The 20,159-nt window shown below is 74.1% G+C and carries 16 protein-coding genes; 7 read left to right on the plus strand and 9 right to left on the minus strand.

Annotated features, from left to right (window positions below; all coding sequences use genetic code 11):
* Positions 1-49 precede the first annotated feature (49 nt).
* Positions 50-1,552, minus strand: a complete 1,503-nt coding sequence (locus A6R01_RS16370; RefSeq protein WP_292608133.1) for an amidohydrolase family protein — start codon at positions 1,550-1,552, stop codon at positions 50-52.
* 68 nt (positions 1,553-1,620) lie between these two features.
* On the opposite strand from A6R01_RS16370, the gene A6R01_RS16375 reads away from it, so the two are divergent.
* The gene (locus A6R01_RS16375) at positions 1,621-2,274 is read left to right on the plus strand and encodes a hypothetical protein (RefSeq protein ID WP_292608136.1); all 654 of its coding nucleotides are present in this window, start codon (positions 1,621-1,623) and stop codon (positions 2,272-2,274) included.
* 82 nt (positions 2,275-2,356) lie between these two features.
* Here the strand turns inward: A6R01_RS16375 and A6R01_RS16380 are convergent, their stop codons facing one another.
* Positions 2,357-3,307: an SGNH/GDSL hydrolase family protein gene (locus A6R01_RS16380; RefSeq protein WP_292608139.1), complete on the minus strand. Its 951-nt coding sequence runs from the start codon at positions 3,305-3,307 to the stop codon at positions 2,357-2,359.
* Positions 3,308-3,314: 7 nt separating this feature from the next.
* Positions 3,315-4,475 (minus strand): CdaR family transcriptional regulator, encoded by a 1,161-nt coding sequence (locus A6R01_RS16385; protein ID WP_292608142.1) that lies wholly within the window; start codon positions 4,473-4,475, stop codon positions 3,315-3,317.
* A 105-nt stretch (positions 4,476-4,580) separates the two neighbouring features.
* On the opposite strand from A6R01_RS16385, the gene A6R01_RS16390 reads away from it, so the two are divergent.
* The gene (locus A6R01_RS16390; protein ID WP_292608145.1) at positions 4,581-5,702 is read left to right on the plus strand and encodes a ferredoxin reductase; all 1,122 of its coding nucleotides are present in this window, start codon (positions 4,581-4,583) and stop codon (positions 5,700-5,702) included.
* Between the two features lie 76 nt (positions 5,703-5,778).
* Positions 5,779-7,035 (plus strand): acyl-CoA desaturase, encoded by a 1,257-nt coding sequence (locus A6R01_RS16395; RefSeq protein ID WP_292608148.1) that lies wholly within the window; start codon positions 5,779-5,781, stop codon positions 7,033-7,035.
* 36 nt (positions 7,036-7,071) lie between these two features.
* Here the strand turns inward: A6R01_RS16395 and A6R01_RS16400 are convergent, their stop codons facing one another.
* Together A6R01_RS16400 and pgm are read right to left on the minus strand one after the other, a co-directional pair.
* Positions 7,072-8,304 (minus strand): MFS transporter, encoded by a 1,233-nt coding sequence (locus tag A6R01_RS16400; protein ID WP_292608150.1) that lies wholly within the window; start codon positions 8,302-8,304, stop codon positions 7,072-7,074.
* A 199-nt stretch (positions 8,305-8,503) separates the two neighbouring features.
* Positions 8,504-10,156, minus strand: a complete 1,653-nt coding sequence (gene pgm, locus A6R01_RS16405) for a phosphoglucomutase (alpha-D-glucose-1,6-bisphosphate-dependent) (RefSeq protein WP_292608153.1) — start codon at positions 10,154-10,156, stop codon at positions 8,504-8,506.
* 52 nt (positions 10,157-10,208) lie between these two features.
* Here pgm and A6R01_RS16410 point away from each other — a divergent pair, with 52 nt between their 5' ends.
* Positions 10,209-11,030 carry a crotonase/enoyl-CoA hydratase family protein gene (locus A6R01_RS16410; RefSeq protein WP_292608156.1) on the plus strand — a complete coding sequence of 274 codons (822 nt, stop codon included), beginning with the start codon at positions 10,209-10,211 and terminating at the stop codon, positions 11,028-11,030.
* Positions 11,031-11,035: 5 nt separating this feature from the next.
* The gene (locus A6R01_RS16415; protein ID WP_292608159.1) at positions 11,036-12,550 is read left to right on the plus strand and encodes a hypothetical protein; all 1,515 of its coding nucleotides are present in this window, start codon (positions 11,036-11,038) and stop codon (positions 12,548-12,550) included.
* A 127-nt stretch (positions 12,551-12,677) separates the two neighbouring features.
* Here the strand turns inward: A6R01_RS16415 and A6R01_RS16420 are convergent, their stop codons facing one another.
* The 3 genes from A6R01_RS16420 to A6R01_RS16430 all read right to left on the minus strand — a co-directional run bounded on the left by A6R01_RS16420 (position 12,678) and on the right by A6R01_RS16430 (position 16,321).
* Entirely contained in the window at positions 12,678-13,604 is a 927-nt protein-coding gene (locus A6R01_RS16420; RefSeq protein WP_292608163.1) for an SDR family NAD(P)-dependent oxidoreductase, read from the minus strand.
* A 43-nt stretch (positions 13,605-13,647) separates the two neighbouring features.
* The gene (locus A6R01_RS16425) at positions 13,648-14,466 is read right to left on the minus strand and encodes a maleylpyruvate isomerase family mycothiol-dependent enzyme (protein WP_292608166.1); all 819 of its coding nucleotides are present in this window, start codon (positions 14,464-14,466) and stop codon (positions 13,648-13,650) included.
* A 79-nt stretch (positions 14,467-14,545) separates the two neighbouring features.
* Positions 14,546-16,321, minus strand: a complete 1,776-nt coding sequence (locus A6R01_RS16430) for a SpoIIE family protein phosphatase (protein ID WP_292608169.1) — start codon at positions 16,319-16,321, stop codon at positions 14,546-14,548.
* A gap of 105 nt (positions 16,322-16,426) precedes the next feature.
* Between A6R01_RS16430 and A6R01_RS16435 the strand changes: the two genes are divergently transcribed.
* Positions 16,427-18,250, plus strand: coding sequence for an NHL domain-containing thioredoxin family protein (locus A6R01_RS16435; RefSeq protein WP_292608173.1), 1,824 nt, complete (start codon positions 16,427-16,429; stop codon positions 18,248-18,250).
* Positions 18,251-18,420: 170 nt separating this feature from the next.
* Here A6R01_RS16435 and A6R01_RS16440 read toward each other — a convergent pair whose 3' ends face one another.
* Positions 18,421-19,020 (minus strand): LysE/ArgO family amino acid transporter, encoded by a 600-nt coding sequence (locus tag A6R01_RS16440; RefSeq protein WP_292608176.1) that lies wholly within the window; start codon positions 19,018-19,020, stop codon positions 18,421-18,423.
* Positions 19,021-19,089: 69 nt separating this feature from the next.
* On the opposite strand from A6R01_RS16440, the gene A6R01_RS16445 reads away from it, so the two are divergent.
* Positions 19,090-19,974: a LysR family transcriptional regulator ArgP gene (locus A6R01_RS16445; protein WP_292608179.1), complete on the plus strand. Its 885-nt coding sequence runs from the start codon at positions 19,090-19,092 to the stop codon at positions 19,972-19,974.
* Positions 19,975-20,159: the final 185 nt, after the last annotated feature.

Below are 20,159 nucleotides of genomic sequence, written 5' to 3' on the forward strand. Positions count from 1 at the left end.
CCTTCCGGAAGGTTGCGCCGGTTCGGCGGGCCTTGGACTGCGCGGGAGGTCAGAGGTCGGAGTGCACATGACGGCCGGCGACCCACGTGCCGGAGACGGTGACCTGGCGCAGGTGCGCGGCGGCGTCGGCGGGGGAGTCGGCCGCCTGGAGCGGGGCGTGGTCGAGCAGCGCCAGGTCGGCGAGCGAGCCGACGCCCACGGTGCCGGCGCCGTCGACCGAGGCGCGCAGCACCTCCAGCGGCGTCAGCGCGTGCTCGCCGTGCCAGGCCTCGCGCTCGTCGCCGCTGCGGTGGACGGCCGCGGCCATCGCCAGCCACGGGTCGAGCGGGCTGACCGGCGCGTCCGAGCCGAGCACCAACTCCACGCCGTCGTCGAGCATCCAGCGGAACGCGAAGCACCGTGCCGACCGCTCGCCCCAGATCCGCTCGGTCAGGTCGCGGTCGTCGAGCAGGTGCGCGGGCTGGACGCTGGCGCGGATGCCGAGCCGGGCCATCTCCTTGACGTCGCCGCGGTTGACCATCTGGGCGTGCTCGATCGAGCCGCGCGCGCCGGTGTCGGCGTACGACGCCAGCGCCTCGGCCACGGCCGCGTCACCGATCGCGTGGGTGGCGACCTCCAGCCCGCTGGTGTGGGCGATGCGCAGCAGCTCGCGCAGCTCGGCGCCCGAGAGGTTGGGCTGGCCGGAGGGGTACTCCAGCTTGTAGGCGTCGCCGTAGGGCTCGCAGCACCACGCGGTGCGGGTGTTGAGCGAGCCGTCGCTGATGATCTTCAGCGGCCCCATGGTGAGCCGGTCGTCGCCGGGGATGATCGGGTCGCCGGTGCGCAGGCCGCGCCCGAGGACGTCGTCGAGCCCCTCGGCGTACGTCGCCATCCGGATCCGCAGCAGGTCGCAGCCCTCGGCCCACTTCTCCTGCCACTCCGGCACGCCGCCGGAGAACTCGAAGTCGACCAGGCCCACCACTCCCATCGACGCGGCGTGGTCGAGGGTGCGGCGGTAGGCCTCGGAGCTGGTGCCGTCGTTGCCGACGAGCGAGGAGAGTCGGGAGTACGCCGCGAACCACTCGGCCTCGCGCACGACCGAGTCACGCACCGGCATCGCCAGGTGCAGCAGGGCGACCGTGTTGAGCCAGGCGTGGTGGCCGTCGCCGGAGATCAGCACGACGGGGGTCTCGCCGGAGACCGCGTCGAGCTCGGAGACGGTGACCTCACGCTCCCAGCCGGCGGAGCGGTGACCCCAGCCGATGACGGGGAGGTCGGGGTACTCCGCGACCCGCACCCGCACCTCCTGCAGCGCGTCCTCGGGGCTGCGTGCGGCGGCCAGGTCGAGGCGTCCCGACGTCAGCGTCCACTGGGCCAGGTGCACGTGCTGGTCCCACAGTCCGGGGATCAGCCAGCGGCCGTCCGCGCGGACCTCCTCCACGCCCTCGGGCCGGTGCAGCGTCGGCCCGACCTCGACCACCCGGCCGCCCTCGACGAGGACGTCCACGGGCTCGGTCGGGGCGGCCGAGTCCACCGGGACCAGGCGCGCGTCGCGCAGGATCAGGCTGTGCATGGCGCCGAGCGTAGGCAGAGACCGCACGGGGGCGTGAACCACGGTGGCACGCGGCTACGGTGCTGCCCGTGGACGGACGACGGCTCGGGCTCGCGGCGTTGACGGTGGTGGCCATGGCCGCGGCCGGCGCCGGGCTCGGGTACGCCGTCGCCGAGGACGCCCCCGAGCCGCTGCTGGTCGTCGCGGGGCCGGTGGCCGCCGACGACCCGGCGTACCCCCAGGACCGCGAGGTGGAGGTCCTCGAGGACAAGGAGTACCCCACGCTCGAGCCGGGCCTGCCGGCCAGCCGGCGGGTGGTCGGCACCAGCCCGTTCGCGGTCAGCCTGCCGGTCCCGCGCGGCTGGGTGAGCTCGGACTCGACGGCGGGGGAGACGCGCTTCTACCCGGCGCCCTACGACGACACGATCAAGAACACCTACTTCGTCCGGGTGCGGCTGGTGGCCAACCAGTACCTCTCGGTGGCCGCGCAGCTCGACACCCGCATCCGGGCGCTGTCGACAGCATCGGGCATCGAGGACTTCACGCTCGAGTCGCGCTCCTTCGACGCGTTGGTCGCCAACTACGTCTCCGAGGGCTACCGCCGGGTGGCGATGGAGCAGTACGTCGCCAAGCCCGGCCAGGACACCGCGTTCGCCTACGTCGCGGTGATCGGCCGCGAGCAGGACCGCGACGGTCTCGCGGACCTGCTGGACCGGCTGGTCAGCGGGCTGGAGTACGAGTAGGCCCCACCCGTGCGCGAGCGACCTCTCGGGCGTGCGTGAGTGACGGCTCGGCCGTGCGTGAGTGACCTTTCGGCGACGCGGGTCAGCCGCGCAGGATGCGCACGATCTCCTCGGCCACGGCCTGTTGCTCGGCGGCGAAGGGGTGGAAGGCCAGCGCCTGGCCCGGGACGGTGTCGCGGCCGGCGATCCACGGGTCGTCACTGCAGATGTCGTGGCCCTCGGTGAGGGCGTAGACGTCGACGTACTCCGCCTTCGCCTTGCGGGCGCCGCCGGCCACGGCGTCGGCGAGGCCCTCGTTGACGGTGCGGGCGAAGGGCAGGTCGCCCGCGGCCAGCGGCAGCGCGTCGCAGGACTCGTCACCCTGCGGGACGATCTGGGGGTAGCCCACGACCAGGATGCGCGCGTCGGGTGCTCGGTCGCGGATGCCCTCGACGGCTGAGGCGACCCGCTGCTCGATCTTGGCCAGCACCTCGGTCGACTCGCCCACGCCGACGTCGGTGCAGGGGCTGCCGTCGGGGTCGGTCTGGGCGAGCTGGGCGCAGCCGCCGACGAGGGCGGAGAACAGCCCGAAGTCGTTGCCGCCGATCGAGAGCGTGACCAGCGAGGTGTCCTCGGTGACGGCGTCGAGCTGGGCGGGCTGGGCGGCCCCGTCGAAGGTGCGCTGCACGCCGATCAGGGAGGTGGTGTCGGCGCCGGAGCAGCTGACGTCGACCAGCGCCGTGCCCTCGAACGCCTCGGCCACCAGTGAGGGGTAGTTGCCGCTGGAGCGCAGGCAGCCGTCGCTCGGGTCGGTCTCGGGCACCAGCGGCGCCGCGGTGTAGGAGTCGCCGAGGGCGACGTAGCGGGGGTACTCGCCGGCGCCGACCGACGGCTCCGCGGAGGGGGACGTCGGTGCCTCGGACGTGCTCTCGGCGGCCGGCTCGGCGCGCCCGTCGTCGGCGCAGCCGGCCAGGACGGGCGCGGTCAGCGCGAGCAGCAGCGCCGGCGCGAGGGAGCGGGCCCGGATCGGGGCTGGGAGCAGGGGGCTGCGCATGTGGCGACTATGCCAGCGCCACGGTGAGGGCCAGCACGGTCTCGGGGTCCTCCAGCCCGTCGCCGTACAGCTCGCGCAGCTGGCCCATGCGGTAGCGCACGGTCTGCGGGTGCACGAAGAGCGCGGCGGCGACCTCCTCGCGCCGGCCGTGGTGGAGCAGCCAGGCGCGCAGCGTCTCGGTGAGCTTCTCGGCCTGGGCCGGCCTCAGGTCGGCGAGCGGGGCCAGCACCTGGGCACGCAGGTCGGCGCGCGCCTCGGCGTCCGCGCCGAGCACGAGCGCCGGCAGGTGGGCCTCGGTGTCCGGGCCGAGCCCGGCGGCGTGCGCACGCAGCACCCGGTCGTACGACGCCCGCACCTCCAGCCACGGTCGCGCCGGTCCCACGACCGCCTCGCGGCCCTCCACGGCGCGCAGCAGCGCACCGCGACCCCGACCGTGCGCATCGGGCACGAGCAGCAGCCCGGCCTCCTCGACCCCCGGCGCCTCGGGCAGGGCCAGGGTCGCTCCGCTGACGGCGGTGAGCACCGGGCGCAGCTGCGCCTGTGGGACCAGGACGGCGGTGAGGGTGGTCGGCGGTGCCCACTCGGCGACCTGCGCGGCGTCACGCGCCGCCTCCTCGGAGACGCCGTCGAGCAGCTGGCCGGCCAGCCGCTCGAGCAGCCGCTGCCGCACGCGGCCTGTCGTGGCCAGCTCGTCGGTGTGCCCGGCCGCCGAGGAGGCCGAGAGCTCGTCGATGAAGGCGAAGACCAGCTCGGCGAAGCGGGCCAGCGTCTCGGCGTCCATGCCGCTCTCGACCGCCCCGCGGGAGAGCTCGCGCCAGGAGACCCGGGCGCCGATCCGGTAGGCCGAGAGCAGCGCGTCGGTACTGCGCCCGCTGCGGGCCTCGCCACGGCCGAGCTGGTAGGCGCCCTCGACGGCCGGCGCCGTGGGTGTGCGTGGGTCGGCGCCGCGACGACCGCCGGCCAGGGACAGGAACCCGCCGAGGGCCAGTTGCACCGCGTTGCGGATGGTGTCGCCCATCGAGCCGGCCATGGCGGTCTCGTAGGCCGGCACCTCCTCGATGATCGCCGCGACCACCTGCTCGGCGACCGAGGGCAGGTCCTCGCGCAGCCGTGCGGCGGTGCGCGCAGGGAGCACCAGCCCGTGGTCCGCGGTGCGACGGCCGGGCATGCGGGGCAGTGAGCGCGGCATTTTGTCCCTTCCGAACAAGAACCACTCATCGGTTCACGTCGTCGGCACAGGACTTTATCGCCATGAGCCAGCACCATGGAGGACATGACGACGCTCCCCCTGCCCGCCCCGCGCCAGCGCGGTGCCGGCCGGCTGCTGCGCCAGCGCGCCCGCTCGCTCGCCCAGGCCGCGGTCACGCCGCTGGACCTCGACGACCTGCTCGACCACTTCCACCCGCTGCGCCGTGGCGCGGAGCTCTCCGGCCGCGTGGTCGAGGTCCGCCCCGAGACCGCTGCCTCCGCGACGCTGGTCGTCAAGCCCGGTCGCGACTGGGCCGGTCACGTGCCCGGCCAGTACGTCCGCGTCGGTGTCGACGTCGACGGCGTCCGCCTCTGGCGCACCTACTCCCTGACCCACGGCCCGCGCCCTGACGGCTGCATCTCCATCACCGTCAAGGCGATCGACGGTGGCGTGGTCTCCGGCCACCTCGTGCGCTGCACCCGCCCCGGCACGATGCTGCGCCTGGCCCAGGCCGCCGGCGACTTCGTGCTCCCTGACCCGCTCCCGGGCAAGCTGCTGCTGGTCACCGCCGGCTCCGGCATCACCCCGGTCATCGGGATGCTGCGCAACCTGTTCTCCCGCGCCGAGGTGCCGGCCACCGACATCGTGCTGATCCACTCGGCGCTCTCGCAGGCCGAGGTCATCTTCGCCGACGAGATCCGCTCGTACGCCGACCGCGGGCTGCTCCGGCTGGTCGAGCTGCACACCGACACCCACGGCCTGCTCGACGTCGACTCGCTCGACGAGCTGGTCCCCGACCTCGCCGAGCGCCCGACGTACGCCTGCGGGCCGGCCGGGCTGCTCGACGCCCTCGAGGCGCACCACGAGGCCCACGGTCTGGTGCTGCACACCGAGCGGTTCCGACCGGTCGTGCTGGCCGCCCCCGGCGAGGGCGGCACCGTCACCTTCGCCTCCGGCACGACCGTCGAGGCCGACGGCGCCACCCCGATCCTCGACGCCGCCGAGGACGCCGGCGTCCTCATGCCCAGCGGCTGCCGGATGGGCATCTGCATGGGCTGCGTGCTGCCGATGAAGGAGGGAGCCGTCCGCGACCTGCGCAACGGCGCCCTCACCGTCGCCGTCCCGGGCGAGACCGACCCGGCCGGCGTCCCGATCCAGACCTGCGTGAGCGCCCCCGCCGGCGCCTGCTCCGTCGACCACTCCTGACCCGACCCGCCGCTGGTCGAGGAGCGAGGGCGGCCACGCCCGAGCCTCGAGACCCGGTGACCCGAAAGGTGACCTGATGACCACCATCACCCGCAAGCCCGAGAACCCCACCGCCCACCTCACCGAGGCCGACATCGAGCAGATCGGCATCGAGCTCGACGCCATCCGCCAGGACGTCATCGACTCCCGCGGCGAGAAGGACGCGGCGTACATCCGTCGCATCGTCGACGTGCAGCGCAAGCTCGAGCTCGGCTCGCGCGCCGTGCTGCTCGGCTCCGCGCTGCCGCCGCTGTGGGTGCTCGGCACCGTCGGCCTGTCGGTCGCGAAGATCCTCGAGAACATGGAGATCGGGCACAACGTCATGCACGGCCAGTGGGACTGGATGCGTGACCCGAAGATCCACTCCACCACCTGGGAGTGGGACAACGCCTCGACCGCGGAGGGCTGGAAGCACAGCCACAACCAGGTCCACCACACGTACACGAACATCGTCGGCAAGGACAACGACCTCGGCTACGGCATCATGCGCGTCGACGAGGACCAGCGCTGGGTGCCCTTCTACCTCGCCCAGCCGATGTGGAACTTCATCAACGCCTGCTTCTTCGAGTACGGCATCGCCGCCTACGACCTCGAGCTCGGCAAGAACCTCCGGGTGCCGAAGGAGAAGCGCAGCGAGGAGTTCAAGGCGAACCTGTCGAAGACGCTGAAGAAGATCCGCAAGCAGGCCACCAAGGACTACGTCGTGCACCCGCTCGTCGCGCTGCCCCTCGGCGGCGCGGTGGGCGCGCTGACGGCGAACTTCGTGGCCAACGTCGTGCGCAACGTCTGGTCGCACTCGGTGATCATGTGCGGCCACTTCCCCGAGGGCGTGGAGACCTTCGAGAAGAAGTCGATCCCCGACGACGAGACCCGCGGCCAGTGGTACGTCCGCCAGATGCTCGGCTCGGCCAACATCTCCGGCGGCAAGGTCACGCACCTGATGACCGGCAACCTCTCCCACCAGATCGAGCACCACCTCTTCCCCGACCTGCCGTCCAACCGGTACGCCGAGGTCGCCCCCAAGGTGCAGGCGCTCTTCGAGAAGTACGACCTGAACTATCACCAGGCGCCGCTGCCGCAGCAGGTCTACTCCGCGTGGCACAAGGTCGTGCGGCTCTCGCTGCCCAACGACTGGCTGGCCACCACCACCCCGAAGAACCTGCCCAGCCAGCTCAAGACGCTGTGGGCGATGTCGACCAAGGGCCCCAAGGTCCGTCGTGCGGCCCAGGCCCGGCTCACGCAGCTGGCCCGTCGCCAGGCGGCCGAGCGTGCCGAGGTGTCGGCCGCGGCCTGAGTCCACGAGCCGACGCTGGTCCCCCGTGGATCCCGATCAGGCCGGGACCAGCTCCCGCTCCCCGCGCTTCTCGCTCACCAGGCGGTGCTGCGAGAGCGCGAGCAGCACTGTCGCGACGACGGTCGTGGTGACGGTGACCGCGAACGCACCCGTGTGGCTGCCGGTGGCATCGGCGACGCGGCCGGCGACGGAGGCACCCAGCGCGTAGCCGACGCCGGTCGCGCTCGCAAGGACGGTCATGGCCGCCCCCACCCGCGCCGGCGGCACGACCCGCTCGCCGAGGGTGAAGACCGCGATCATGTACGGCGCGACCGCGCAGCCCAGCGCGAGCACCGCCAGCGTGACTGTGAGCAGCGAGCCCACGAGCAGCAGCGGGGTCGAGAGAACGACGAGCGCGACGGCGGCACCGAGTGCGCGCCGCTCGTACCCGATCCGGGCGGGGAGGTACGCCGTCGCCAGCCCGGCCACGGCGCTCCCGACGCCCAGCGTGGCGTGGACGAACCCGGCCGCGCCCGGGTTGCCGGCCGCGGTGGCCAGCACCGTCGCCCCGGTCTGGGTGGCGCCGAACAGCACCCCGATGCACAGCTGGGCCAGAGCGAGGACGACCAGCGCGGCGCTCAGCAGCCGCCCGGCACCACCGAGGTGCGCGTGCGTGAGGGCGTAGGCGTGGGTGCGGACCGCCGACTGGTCGAGCGCGAAGGCGGTGCCGAAGACCGCGAGCAGGGCCGCCCCCGCGAGCAGCGCGCCGCTGGGGTCGATGGCCACGGCCAGCAGGCCGACGAGGGCCGGGCCCAGGGCGAAGGAGGCCTCGTCGGCCGCGCCCTCGTAGGCGAACGCGGCGTCGACCAGGCGAGGCTGGTCGGCGCGGCCGTGCGTCAGCGGCCGCCACCGCACCCGCGCCAGCGGACCGACCTGCGGCATCGCGAGGCCGGCGAGCGCGGCGATGACGACGGTCGTGGTGGTCGAGCCGCCGACCTGCGCGACCAGCGCGACCAGGCCGGCCGCGCCGAGCAGCGACTGGACGAGCACGACGGGGCGCTGCCCCACGCGGTCGGCGAGGCCGCCCGCGACGGGTGCGCCGAGCGCGTTGGCGACGGCGAGGGCGCCGGCGGCGAGGCCGCCGAGGCCGTAGCTGCCGGTGGCGGTGGAGACGAGCAGCAGGGTGCCGAGCTGGCTCATGGCCAGTGGCAGCCGGCCGAGGAAGGCGACGAGGACGTAGCCGGGGCCGGCGAGGTCGAAGAGTCGCTTGTAGGAGGCGAGGGGGCTCACAAGGGTCCTTGGGTGCGGTCGAGTCCGCGCCGTACCCACCACCAAGTGCGCGTGTGACCCTGTGCTTCTTCGATTGTGTCGATCATGTTACGCGGCAGTCCGTGGGGTCAGCACATCCGCGCGGGTGGCTCACGACCCTCGCGCCCGGCGACCGGAGGGTCTGTCGTGAACCCCATTCACGTCACGCCCTCCGGTCCCCTCAGCCCAGCGCCGCCGAGACCACCGCGCGTGCCTCCTCCTGCACCTGCGCGAGGTGGTCGGGGCCGCGGAAGGACTCGGCGTAGATCTTGTAGACGTCCTCGGTGCCCGACGGCCGGGCGGCGAACCACGCCGACTCCGTGGTCACCTTCAGCCCGCCGATCGCTGCGCCGTTGCCGGGCGCCTCGGTCAGCCGGCCGGTGATCTCCTCTCCGGCCAGCGTCGTCGCGGTGACGGCCGAGGGGGAGAGCGCCGACAACGCGGCCTTCTGCTCGCGGGTGGCGGGCGCGTCGACCCGGGCGTACGCCGGCTCCCCGTGCGCGGCGACCAGGTCGGCGTAGTGCTCCGAGGGCGAGCGGCCGGTCCGGGCGATGATCTCCGAGGCCAGCAGGCACAGCAGCAGGCCGTCCTTGTCGGTGGTCCACGCGGTGCCGTCCATCCGCAGGAACGACGCCCCCGCGGACTCCTCGCCGCCGAAGCCGAACGAGCCGTCGATCAGCCCCGGCACGAACCACTTGAAGCCCACCGGCACCTCGACCAGCGGCTTGTCCAGCCCCGCGGCGACCCGGTCGATCATCGCGCTCGAGACCAGCGTCTTGCCGATCCGTGCGCTGTCCGGCCAGTCCGGGCGGGCGCCGCCGAACAGGTGCTGGATGGCGACGGCCAGGAAGTGGTTGGGGTTCATCAGGCCGGCGTCGGGGGTGACGATGCCGTGCCGGTCGGCGTCGGCGTCGTTGCCGGTCGCGACGTCGTAGGACGACCCCCCGTCGATCATGGGCGCGATCAGCGAGGCCATCGCCGAGGGGGAGGAGCAGTCCATCCGGATCTTCCCGTCCCAGTCCAGCGTCATGAAGCGCCAGGTCGGGTCGACGAGCGGGTTGACGACGGTGAGGTCCAGCCCGTGCCGGTCGGCGATCTCGCCCCAGTAGTGCACCGCCGCTCCGCCCATCGGGTCCGCACCGATGCGCACCCCGGCCTCGCGGATCGCGGCCACGTCGACCACCGAGGGCAGGTCGTCGACGTACGCCCCGAGGAAGTCGTACGCCGAGGCAGCCGCCCGCGCCCGCGCGAACGGGACGCGCCGCACCCCGTCGAGGCCCGCGCGCAGCAGCTCGTTGGCGCGCGCGGCGATGACCTTGGTCGCGTCGGAGTCCGCGGGCCCGCCGTGCGGCGGGTTGTACTTGAAGCCGCCGTCGGACGGCGGGTTGTGCGAGGGGGTGACGACGATGCCGTCGGCGAGGCCGGCGCCGGCCGTCCGGCCGCCGTTGGCCCGCAGGATCGCGTGGGAGACCGCGGGGGTCGGCGTGTAGCCGTCCCGGGAGTCGACGAGCACGGTGACGTCGTTGGCGGCGAGCACCTCGAGCGCGGACACCCAGGCCGGCTCGGAGAGCGCGTGGGTGTCGCGGCCGAGGAAGAGCGGGCCGTCGATGCCCTGGGTGGCGCGGTACTCGCAGATCGCCTGGGTCGTGGCCAGGATGTGGGCCTCGTTGAACGACCGGCTCAGGGCCGACCCGCGGTGGCCGCTGGTGCCGAAGGCGACCTGCTGGTCGACCTCGGCCGGGTCGGGCTCGTCGGCGAAGTAGGCCGTCACCAGGTGGGCGACGTCGACGAGGTCCCCGGGCTCCGCGGGCTGTCCGGCACGTGGGTGGCTCATGGGTCGATCATGCCGTCTGCGCGAGGCCTGTGGGGGTGGGAGAATGCACCGCATGTCCTCACCGCTCGAGAGCCGAGACAACTCCCACGTGACCTGCACCGTGATCGACGGCGTCGCCCACGTGCGGCTGGCCCGCCCCGAGAAGCTCAACGCGCTGACGCTGCAGATCCTCGACGACCTGGCCGCCACCGCGCGCACGCTGCGCCGCGACCGGACCCTGCGGGCCGTCGTCCTCTCCGGTGAGGGCGACGCGTTCTGCGCCGGTCTCGACTTCGCCCACGTCCTGAAGCAGCCGGCCCGCGTGGTGACCTCGTTCGTCCCGCGGCCCTGGCGCGGCACCAACACTTTCCAGGAGGCCTGCTGGGCCTGGCGCCGGCTGCCCGTCCCGGTGATCGCCGCGGTCCACGGCCACTGCCTCGGCGGCGGCCTCCAGGTCGCGCTGGCCGCCGACTTCCGGGTCGCCACCCCCGACTCGCAGTGGTCGGTGCTCGAGGGCAAGTGGGGGATCATCCCCGACATGTCGGGCGTCCGCTCGCTCAAGGAGCTCGTCGGCATCGATGTCGCCAAGAAGCTCACGATGACCGCCGAGGTCGTCTCCGGCAAGGAGGCCCGCGACCTGGGCCTGGTCACCAGCCTCGACTCCGACCCCGTCGCCGCCGCGCTCGAGATGGCCGAGCACCTCAAGGGCCGCTCGCCCGACCAGCTCGCCGCCGCCAAGCGGCTCTTCGACGACACCTGGACCGCCGGGCCGCGCTACACCTTCTTCCGCGAGCGGGTCGAGCAGGCCTGGCTGCTGGCCGCCCGCAACACTGCGGTCGCCCGCAAGGCCGCCTTCGCCCGCGTGGTGCCCGAGTTCGGTCCGCGGGGGCGCTGACGCCCGTGCGCTGGACCCGAGCGGCCGCCTGGGCGGTGGTCGCGGCGCTGTGGCTCGCCATCGGGCCGCTCGTGCTGCTCGCGGCGGTCCTCACGCTGGCGCACCCCCGGACCCGTGGCCTGCTGCGGGTCGGCCGACCGGGCCGGCGTACGGCGCTGGTGGGGGTGGGCGTGCTCGCGCCGGTCCTCGGGGCGGTGTGGCTGGTCCCGGACGGCCGGCTGCCGGTGCCGCCGGGCGGTGGCGCCTGGGTGACCCCGGGCTACACCGGCCGGCCGTTCAGCCCGCAGCCCCTGCCTGCGACGGCCGACGTGCCCGACCGGCCGGGCCCGCTGGGGCTGTCGGTCGAGGTCGACTCCGGCTGGTACGGCGCCGAGCACTGCGGCCACCTCCTGCCCGACACCCACGAGCGGCTGCTCGCGCTGTGCACCAGCCGCTCCGGGGCCCGGCTGAAGGTGCTGGACCCGCGCACCCTCCGGCCCGTCGCCACCGCCTCGCTGCCCGAGCCGTGCGCCGACGTGCCTCCCGCGGCGGGGACCGACGAGGAGTTCGTGGTCGCCACCGGTGACCGTCGGCTGCTGCACGTCACCACCACCGACGGCGCCGACGAGCCAGCCGTGGTCACCCAGCGGGCGGTCGACCTGGCCCGGGTCCTGCCCGCGGGCGCCTGCGTGGTGTCGGTGGCCGTGGACCCGGTCGGAAGGACGTGGTTCGTCACCGGGGCCGGCGACGTCGGGGTCGTCGCCGAGGAGGGCGAGCCGGCCGTGCTCGCGCTCGAGGAACCGGTGAGCCAGCCGCTCGCGGTCGACCGGGACGGTGCCTACGTGACCACGGTCGAGGCGGTCCACCGGGTCGTCACCCGCGCGGGTGCACCCCTGGAGACCTGGCGGGCGGCGTACGAGACGGGGAGCGGGCGCAAGCCCGGCCAGCTCGATGCCGGCAGCGGCAGCGGCGTGACCCTGCTCGAGGGCGGGCTGCTGGCGCTGACCGACAACGCCAACCCGCGGATGCACGTCGTGGTGCTGCGCGCCGTCGACGGGTCGCAGGTGTGCCGGCAGGAGGTGTTCGGCGACGACGCGTCGGCGACCGAGGCGGCGCTGACCGCGGTCGGTGGCACGGGGGTGGTCGTGACCAACGGGCACGGCTGGACCGGCCCGTGGCGGGGCGTCCTCGGCCGGCGTCCGCCCGGGGGCATCACGCGGGTCGACGTCGTCGACGGCGCGTGCGCCACGGCGTGGACCTCCGAGGAGGTCGCCCCCACCTCTGGCACGACGGTGTCGCGCGCGACCGGGCTGCTCTACGCCTGGACCAAGCGCCGCAGCTGGCTCGGTGTGGACGCGTGGTACCTCACCGCCCTCGACGCCCGCACCGGCCGCACCGCCTTCGCCGCCCGCGGCGGCACGGGTCCGTGGGCCGGGAACGCCGGCTCGCCGGTCACCATCGGCCCCGCCGGCACCGCCTTCGTCGGCACCCGCGCCGGGCTGGTCCGCGTCGTCGACGGCACCCGCGGCCTGCGCGACTGAGCTGCGTGGCGGGACGCGTGGGTCAAGGCCCCGGACACCTCACCGGGTCTCGTCACGCCGGTCGCGACCTCGTCCCTCGGTCGCGGCTCGCTCGACCACCAACAGCGAGTCCGCTGACGCGTCCTCGCTAGGGGTAGCGGATGCCGGTCGTCTGCTCGGAGAGCTCCCAGAGCCGGGCGGCGGCGTCCTCGTCGCGGGCCAGGCTGGTCATCAGGGTGACCTGGGGGCGGCCGGCGAACTCGCCGAGACCGCCGGGCCCGCAGTAGGTGCCGCCGGGCAGCTCGGCGGTGGCCGCCATCAGGGACGGCTGGGCCCCGGCCGCCGCGGACTGCGAGACCGCGCGGATCGTGGCGTCGAGGATCGAAGCGACGCCGCCGGAGGAGCGGCCGTACTGACCGTTCGCGGCCAGGTGCGTCCCCGCGAAGCCGGGGTGTGCGGCCAGGGCCTTCACCGGTACCTCGGCGCGGCGGCAGCGGCGGTCGAGCTCGAGGGTGAAGAGCAGGTTGGCGAGCTTGGAACGCGCGTACGCCGCCCACGGCCGGTGCCGACCGCCCTCGGCGCGCGGGTCCTCCAGCGGGGCCCGGCGGGCCACCCGGTGGAAGTGCGAGGAGACGGTGACGACCCGGCCCGCGCCGCTCTCGACGAGCTGGGGCATCAGCAGCCCGGTGAGAAGGAACGGGCCGAAGTGGTTGGTGGCCATGGTGAGCTCGAGGCCGTCGAAGGTGCGCTGCTCGGCCACGCCCATGACGCCGGCGTTGTTGACCAGCACGTGGACCGGGCCGATCGCCTCGGCTCCCTCGCCCGCCGAGCGGACCGAGGCCAGGTCGGAGAGGTCCACGACCAGCGGCGAGACGTCGGCTCCCGGCACCTCGCCCGCGATGGCGACCGCGGTCTCGTCGAGCTTGCGCGGGGTGCGCCCGGCCAGCACCACCCGGGCCCCGCGCCGGGCGAGCTCCAGCGCCGTGTGGTGGCCGAGGCCACCCAGGGTGGGGCCGGTCACGACGACCGTGCGGCCGGACTGGTCGGGGATGTCGGCGGGCTGCCAGGTGTCCACGGCGTGCTCCTGGGAGGGGTGGGGGCGGGCCGGGTGCGGGTGACTAGGGGGTGGTCGCCATCGAGTCGACGACCCGCTGACCGAGGGCCTCGTCGCCCTCGATCCGCACGGCGCCGGGTGCGGGGCGACGGCCGCCGGCGAGGCAGACGAAGCTCTCGCGGTCCATCGCCAGGCGTACGTCGGGCTCGGCCGGGACCTCGGGCAGGGCCTTGCCGCGGCGGTCCTCGCCGACCTCGAAGGCGAACGGCTCGCTGCCGGCCATCTCCAGCACCAGCGTGGTGCCGGGCTCGGCACCGACCTTCTTGGCCAGCACGAAGCCGAGGGACTCGGCGAGGTACTCGGCGGTGTGCTTGGCGGGCACGGTGTCCATGCCGCCGGGGCGGCCGACCGCGCGGCGGACGTCCTGCTCGTGCATCCACACGTCCAGCGGCCGGTTGCGCAGCAGCACCCGCCAGCTCCAGGGGACGCCGCCGAAGATCCGCTCGGGCTGGGCGTCGGCGTCGGTGGGCGGGTCGGCGAGCAGGGCGGTGCGGCGCGCCGTCGCCGCCTCGCGGATCTCGTTGATGAGCGCGTCGGGGGCGGCGTCGCGGCGGTTGACGACGCCGATCTCGGTGTAGTGGCCCATCAGGGAGGTGATGTGGTCGGGCACGGGGTCGCCGAGGTCGGCGGTCTCCTCCTGACCGGTGGCCAGCACCTTCTCCAGGTGGGCGATGTGCGCGGCCACGGCCCGGACGTCCCACCCCGGGAGGTCGGTGGGCCGGTCCCAGTCCTCGGGCTCGAGGGTCTCCAGCAGCCCGGTGAAGTCGTCGATGGCCTGCCACCACACGTCGGCGTACCCCGCCAGCAGCTCCTGGTCGCTCATGGCCGGGACTCTAGCGAGGCCGGCCGAGAGGTCGCTCACGCACGGCCGAGAGGTCGCTCACGCACGGTCGAGAGGTCGCTCACGCACGGTCTGAGCCGAAGCGGACCGCCAGGACCGCCACGTCGTCGGCCAGGTCGCCGTCGTGGAGGTCGTGCAGCACCTCGTCCAGGAAACCCTCGGGCGGCAGCCCGGCGTGGGTGACGGCGCTGTCGCGCAGCCGCATCAGGCCCTGGTCGAGGTCCTCCCCACGGCGCTCGACGAGACCGTCGGTGTAGAGCATGAGCAACGAGCCACGGGGGATGTCGGCGCGGTTGTCGGTGCGGTGCGCGTCCGGCAGCACCCCGAGCATCAGGTCGCCGGCGTGGTCCTCGAGGTAGCGCACCTCACCGGAGGGGCAGACCAGCAGCGGCGGCGGGTGACCGGCGTTGGTCCACCGCAGCACCCGGGTGCCCGTCGCGTCGGGCTCCTCGATCCGTCCGTAGACGAGCGTGGCCATCCCCTCGACCCCCAGGTCGAGCATGGCCTCCTCCAGCCGCAGCACCTGGCGAGACGGCGGGTCGTCGACCGCCCACGCCAGGGCGCGCAGGGTGGTGCGCATCTGGCCCATCGTCGCGGCGGCGCCGATGTCGTGGCCCACGACGTCGCCGATCATCAGGCTGGTGGCGCCCGAGGGCATCACGACGGCGTCGTACCAGTCGCCGCCGACCTGCCCGCGGGCCGTCGCCGGCCGGTAGCGGGCGGCCATCTCGAGGTCGCCGGTGTCGGGCAGTCGCGGCAGCAGCGCGCTCTGCAGGATGACCAGGGCGTCGGACTGCTCCTGGAGGAGCAGGGCGCGGCTCAGGGCCTGGGAGGTGTACGACGCCAGGGCCGTCATGGTCGCCAGCTCGTCGCCGGTCAGCTCCTTGGCGTGGTCCCAGATGATGGCCATCGCGCCGAGGGTCTGGCCCGCGTAGACCAACGGGAGGAACGCCCGGGCCTCGCCGATCTGGGCGCGCAGGTCGAGGTGGCCGTAGATCTCGTTCTGCTCCTCCCGGTCGCGGAACCACACCGGGCGCTGGCTCAGCAGGGCCTCGCCGAGCGGGTTGGACTCGTCGGCCGTCAGCACGCGGTTGAGCTGGGCGGAGTGCCAGGTGTCGGTGACCTGGGGGATGTAGTTGAGCCGGCCCGCCTCGAAGGCGCGGATCGGCAGGTCGGCGGCCCGGCTGGGGGAGCCGTCGTCGGTGAGCCACAGGCCGGCGCGCAGGCAGCCGAGGTGCTCGACGGCGACGGACTCGACGGCCACCGCGACCTCCACCAGGCTGCGCGCGTTGGAGAGGCTCTGGGAGAGCGCCAGCAGCAGGGCCGAGCGACGGCTGAGCGCCTCGGCCTCCACGGCGGAGCGGTCGGCCAGGGTGCGCATGGTGCGCTGGGAGATCTCGGTCGAGCAGGCTGCCGCGAGGTCGCCGAGCACCTGCAGCGAGGCCTCGTCCCACTCGCGGGGCTCGGAGTCGATCGCGCACAACGAGCCGATGATGCGGCCGGTGTGGTCGCGCAGCGGGTGACCGGCGTACGCGACGACGCCGAGGTCGGGGATCGCGAGGTTGTCGCGCAGCCGCTCGTCGAGGCGGGCGTCGGCGGTGACGACCGGGGCCTGGTCGTGGACGACCCACTGGCAGAAGGAGTGGGTCAGCGGCGTCTGGCGTGCCTCCTGGAGCTCGGGCTCGAGGCCCACCGCGCCCACGAAGACCTGCCGGTCGCGCTCGACCAGGCTCACCAGCGCGACGGGGACGTCGAGGGCGCGTCGCACGATGCGGGCGTAGCGGTCGAAGGACTCGTCGACGCCGACGTCACCGGATCCGAGGTCCACCCTCAGCATGTCTGCGGCCCTCCGTCCGTCAGGCGCACGGTAACCCGCCGACGGTCACCCCAAGCACGCTTCGCTGATTGTCTGTCCACTGGGGTGAGCGGGGAGAATCCGCGGGTGAGCACCACCCCTTCGTCCGGCCTTCCCACCGGCTTCTCCTCTGGCCCCGGTGCACCCCGGCGTCAGCCCGTCCGCGCCCCCGAGCTCGTCGGTCGCGGCTGGCTCAACACCGACGGCCCGCTGAGCATGGCGGGCCTGCGCGGACGCTTCGTGCTGCTGGACTTCTGGACCTTCTGCTGCGTCAACTGCCTGCACGTGCTCGACGAGCTGCGGCCGGTGGAGGCGGAGCACGCCGAGGAGCTGGTCGTCGTCGGGGTGCACTCCCCGAAGTTCGTCCACGAGGCCGACCCGGTGGCCCTCGCCGCGGCCGTGGAGCGCTACGGCGTGCACCACCCCGTGCTCGACGACCCCGACCTGGTGACCTGGCAGGCCTACACCGCGCGCGCCTGGCCGACGCTGGTCCTGGTCGACCCCGAGGGCTACGTCGTCGCGCAGTACGCCGGCGAGGGGCACGCCCACGCGATCGCCGCCCTGCTCGCCGAGCTGGTGCCGGTCCACCGCGAGCGCGGCACCCTGCAGCCGGGCGATTCGCCGTACGTGCCGCCCGTCGTCGAGCCGACCGACCTGCGCTTCCCGGCCTCGGCGGTGCCGCTGCCCGGGTCGGTGGCCGGGTCCGGTGGGGTGCTGGTCGCCGACGCCGGGCACGACGAGGTCGTCGAGCTCTCGGCCGACGGTGACGTGGTGCGCCGCATCGGCGGGTTCAAGGAGCCCAACGGGCTGTGCCTGCTGCCGGCCGACGTCGCCGTCGCGGTGGGGTACGACGTCGTGGTGGCCGACACCGCGGGCCACCGGGTCTCGGGGCTCCGCCTCGAGGACGGCTCGGTCCGCACGCTGGCCGGCGACGGGACCCAGTGGATGCCCGGTGACGACACCTCCCGCCTGTCCTCGCCCTGGGACGTGGCCTGGTGGGGCGACCGGGTCTGGATCGCGATGGCCGGCACCCACCAGCTGTGGACCCTCGACCCGCTGACCGGGGCGGTCGAGGTGGCCGGCGGCACCACCAACGAGGGGCTCCTCGACGGCCCGCTCGAGCAGGCGTGGTTCGCCCAGACCTCCCGGCTCGCGCCCGCGGGGGACCGACTGTGGCTGGCCGACTCCGAGACCTCGGCGCTGCGCTACGTGCAGGACGGCGCGGTCACGACCGTCGTCGGCACGGGGCTCTTCGACTTCGGGTTCCGCGACGGTCCGGCCGACGAGGCGCTGATGCAGCACCCGCTCGGGGTCACCGCGCTGCCGGACGGCTCGGTGGCGGTCTGCGACACCTACAACGGCGCCGTGCGCCGCTACGACCCGGCGACCGGCCACGTGTCCACGATCGCGCAGGGTCTGTCCGAGCCGTCGTCGGCGTACCTCGAGGTGGGGGAGGACGACGAGCCGTTGCTCGTCGTCGTGGAGTCCACGGCGCACCGGCTGACCCGGGTGCCGCTGGCGGGCGTCGTGGCCGTGGACGGGTTCGCGCACTCCACGCAGCGGCCGGTCACGCCGGTGGCGGCGTCGGTGTCGCTGGTGGTCACCTTCACCCCGCCGCCGGGGCAGAAGGTCGACGACCGGTTCGGCCCGCCCTCGCAGCTGGTCGTCGAGTCCACCCCGCCCGGCCTGATCCGCTCCGGCGGCGGCCGCGACACCGCGCTGACCCGGGTGCTCGAGCTCGACCCGCACGTGGGCGACGGGGTGCTCCACGTCGCCGCCCGGGCCGCGTCCTGCGACGCCGACGGCGGTGAGGGCGCTGCGTGCCGGATGCACCAGCAGGACTGGGGCATCCCGGTGCGGATCGAGGAGGGCGCGCCCGGGGAGCTGCGGCTGCCGCTGGGGGGTGTGTGAGGTTCAGCGGGGCGCCGCCGTCCCTCACGGACCGACGCTGAGGCTGCGCCCCCTTGCCGTGAGGTTCAGCGGGGCCGCCGCCGTCCCTCACGGACCGACGCTGAGGCTGCGCCCCCTTGCCGTGAGGTTCAGCGGGGCGCCGCTGGATCTTTTCGCGACAGGTGCCGGCCTCACCCCCGCGCCAGCTTCACCGCGATCAGCAGCATCGTCACGCCGATCAGCGCGTCGAGCACCTGCCACGCGCGGGGACGGGCGAAGAGCGGGGAGGCCAGGCGGGCGCCGTACCCGAGCCCGGTGAACCACACGATCGACCCGAGCACCGCGCCGACGGCGAACCACCACGGCCGTCCCGAGCCGTTGGCCAGCGAGCCGAGCAGCAGGACCGTGTCGAGGTAGACGTGCGGGTTGAGCCAGGTGAGCGCCACGGCCGTGCTCACCGCGGCGGCCGCCGACCCGACCGGCCCGCCGCCCGCCGAGAGCTTCTCCCCGCCCTGCCAGGCGCGGCGGAACGACAGCAGCGCGTACGCCGCCAGGAACACCACTCCGGCCCAGCGCACCACGTCCAGGACGACCGGAGCGCGGGTCACGATGGTGCCGATCCCGGCGACGCCGGCGCTGATCAGCACCGCGTCCGAGAGCGCGCACACCAGCACCACCGGCCCGACGTGGTGGCGGGCGAGCCCGCAGCGCAGGACGAACGCGTTCTGGCTGCCGATGGCGACGATGAGCGTGAGGCCGGCGGCGAAGCCGGTCAGGGCGGTGGTGAGCACGCGACGACGCTAGGCAGCGCAGCGCCACAAGGGAAGCGAAAGAATCTGCAGGTCCCTTAGCATCGCTTCATGGACCTTCCCGCCCCGCAGCTCGCCGCCCTGGTGGCCGTGGTCGATCACGGCACCTTCGAGGCGGCCGCCCGGGAGCTGCACGTCACCGCCAGCGCGGTCAGCCAGCGCATCCGGGCGCTGGAGTCGGCCGTCGGACAGGTGCTGGTCCGCCGCGCCAGCCCCTGCACCGCGACGCCGGCCGGCGCGACCCTGGTCCGGCTGGGCCGGGCCCAGGCACTGCTGCAGGCCGAGGCGCGCACCGCGCTGGAGCCCGACGAGGGCCGGCGGACCGAGCTGGGACTGGCGGTCAACGCCGACTCGTTGGCCACCTGGTTCCGCGACGTCCTCGCCGAGGCCGCGACCTGGGACGACACGGTGCTCCGGCTCGAGGTCGAGGACCAGGCGCACTCCCACGAGCTGCTGCGTCGCGGGGAGACGCTCGCCGCGGTCACCAGCGACCCCGAGCCGGTGCAGGGCTGCTCGGTCGAGCCGTTGGGGACGATGCGCTACCTGGCGGCTGCCGCGCCCGCGCTGCTCGAGCGGCACCTCTCCCGCGGCGCGCCTGACTGGGGCCGGATGCCGGTGGTCGCCTTCAACGCCAAGGACACCCTCCAGCACGACCTGCTGGCCGAGGTCGGCGTGGTCACCGGACGCGAGCCGCCCACCCACCGCGTGCCCACGTCCACGGACTTCCTGGAGGCGGTCACCCTCAGCCTGGGGTGGGGGATGGTGCCCGAGACCCAGCTGCTGCCCCTCGAAGCCGCCGGGCGACTGGTGCGGCTGCGACCCGACCGGCCCGTCGACGTACCCCTGCACTGGCAGCGCTGGCGTGTGGACTCCCTCCTCCTGGGCAGGGTCACCGAGGTGGTGCGACGGGCGGCCTCCACCCACCTGCGTCGCTGATCCACGGGCCTCTCGTCCACGGCTTGGCGACAAGATTCATCGGCCGGCCGATGAACCTTGCCACGAGACGATGGAACTTCGTCGTCCCCCCTGTCTGCCAGTCTGCGTGTGAGTCAGTCGCTCTGATCTAGGAGTGATCGACTTGCCCATCGAAGGTGTCTACAGCGTCGAGGAACGACGCGCGT

The organism is Nocardioides sp. REDSEA-S30_B4 (genome assembly GCF_001627265.1).
In the GTDB taxonomy this organism is placed as follows: Bacteria; Actinomycetota; Actinomycetes; order Propionibacteriales; family Nocardioidaceae; genus Nocardioides.

Bases quoted from the DNA above. Each gene is read 5' to 3' on its own strand.
- A6R01_RS16370 (WP_292608133.1), bottom strand. From the start codon at position 1,552: ATGCACAGCCTGATCCTGCGCGACGCGCGCCTGGTCCCGGTGGACTCG.
- A6R01_RS16380 (WP_292608139.1), bottom strand. From the start codon at position 3,307: ATGCGCAGCCCCCTGCTCCCAGCCCCGATCCGGGCCCGCTCCCTCGCG.
- A6R01_RS16385 (WP_292608142.1), bottom strand. From the start codon at position 4,475: ATGCCCGGCCGTCGCACCGCGGACCACGGGCTGGTGCTCCCTGCGCGC.
- A6R01_RS16390 (WP_292608145.1), top strand. From the start codon at position 4,581: ATGACGACGCTCCCCCTGCCCGCCCCGCGCCAGCGCGGTGCCGGCCGG.
- A6R01_RS16395 (WP_292608148.1), top strand. From the start codon at position 5,779: ATGACCACCATCACCCGCAAGCCCGAGAACCCCACCGCCCACCTCACC.
- pgm (WP_292608153.1), bottom strand. From the start codon at position 10,156: ATGAGCCACCCACGTGCCGGACAGCCCGCGGAGCCCGGGGACCTCGTC.
- A6R01_RS16410 (WP_292608156.1), top strand. From the start codon at position 10,209: ATGTCCTCACCGCTCGAGAGCCGAGACAACTCCCACGTGACCTGCACC.
- A6R01_RS16425 (WP_292608166.1), bottom strand. From the start codon at position 14,466: ATGAGCGACCAGGAGCTGCTGGCGGGGTACGCCGACGTGTGGTGGCAG.
- A6R01_RS16430 (WP_292608169.1), bottom strand. From the start codon at position 16,321: ATGCTGAGGGTGGACCTCGGATCCGGTGACGTCGGCGTCGACGAGTCC.
- A6R01_RS16445 (WP_292608179.1), top strand. From the start codon at position 19,090: ATGGACCTTCCCGCCCCGCAGCTCGCCGCCCTGGTGGCCGTGGTCGAT.